1 protein-coding gene is annotated in these 1,449 nt (G+C 72.6%); it reads left to right on the top strand.

The window, feature by feature from the left end; genetic code table 11:
• Positions 1–1,449: beta-N-acetylglucosaminidase domain-containing protein (locus D588_RS0116930; protein WP_017916824.1), on the top strand; the 1,449-nt coding region annotated here is incomplete at both ends.

The raw sequence follows: 1,449 nt of genomic DNA, 5'->3' as shown, positions 1-1,449 counted from the left end.
TGGGGCCGTCGGTGGTGCTGGTGCAGGCCGGCAAGACCGACCCGGCCACCGACGCGCTGGTGCGCGCCGTGTTGCGCGAGGCCGGGGTTTCCCGCATCCGCCGCGCCGGCACGCTGCCGCACGACCCGCAGGCGGTGTCGGTGATGCTCGGCACCGTCGACGCGGCGCCGGTGCGCGACGCGCTGGCCGCCGTCGACCTGGACGTGCCGGAACGCGCGGAAGGCTATGCGCTGGGCAGCGTGGCCAGCGGCGGTGCCACGCGGATCGTGCTGGCCGGCCGCGACGGCGCCGGCCTGTACCACGCGGCGCAGACCTTCCGGCAACTGGTCGTGCCCGGGCGCATCGCCGCGGTGGCGGTGACCGACGCGCCGGCGATGCCGGTGCGCGGCACGATCGAGGGTTTCTACGGCAAGCCCTGGAGCATGGACGAGCGCGCCGCGCACCTGGCGTTCCTGGCGCGGTTCAAGGCCAACACCTACATCTACAGCCCCAAGGACGACGTGTTCGCGCGCGATCGCTGGCGCGCGCCGTACCCGGCCGCCACGCTGGCGGCGCTGGGCAAGCTGGCCGCGGTGGCCAATCGCGAGCACATCAACTTCGTCTACGCGCTCTCGCCGGGACCGTCGATCTGCTACAGCGATGCGGCCGACCTGCAGGCGATCCGGCGCAAGTTCGCCGCGCTGCGCGCGCGCGGCGTGCGCAGCTTCTACATCGCCTTCGACGACATCGAATACACCAAGTGGAACTGCCCCGGCGACGCCACCGCGTTCGGCCCGGCCGGCGAGCAGGCCGCTGCGACTGCGCAGGCGCGGCTGCTCAACGCGGTGCAGGCGGACATCGCCGCGGCCGGCCACGGTGCGCTGATCATGGTGCCGACCGAGTACTACAACGTCACCGAGTCGCCGTACAAGGCGACCCTGCGCAAGGCGCTAGATCCGCGCGTGGTGGTGCAGTGGACCGGCACCGATGTGGTCCCGGCGTCGATCTCGGTCAGCGATGCGAAGAACGCGACCAAGGCGTTCGGGCGCAAGACGCTGCTGTGGGACAACTACCCGGTCAACGACTTCGCCGAGACCGCCGGGCGCCTGCTGCTGGCGCCGTACGACCGTCGCCAGGCCGGACTGTCGGCGGAATTGAGCGGCATCGTGTCCAATCCGATGAACCAGGAAGTGGCCAGCCGGCCGGCGGTAGCCGGGTTGCTTTCCTTCGCCTGGAACGACCGCGGCTACGACGCGCCGCGCACCTGGCGCGCGGCCGCGCGCGACCTGGCCGGCGGCGATGCGCAGGTGGCCGACGCGCTGCTGACCTTCTTCGACACCCAGCACCTGGCACCGACCTTCGGCCATCTGCCCTGGCAGCCGCAGGCGCCGCGGCTCAAGGCGCTGATCGATGCGACACGCGACGCGCTGGCCGACGGCGATCCGGCCGCCCGCAGCGCGGCGCTGGCCA

Source organism: Xanthomonas sp. SHU 308 (assembly GCF_000364645.1).
Classification (GTDB): Bacteria; Pseudomonadota; Gammaproteobacteria; order Xanthomonadales; family Xanthomonadaceae; genus Xanthomonas_A; species Xanthomonas_A sontii.
Note: the sequence above shows the minus strand (reverse complement) of the source record. Positions and strands in the feature narration are given on the sequence as shown.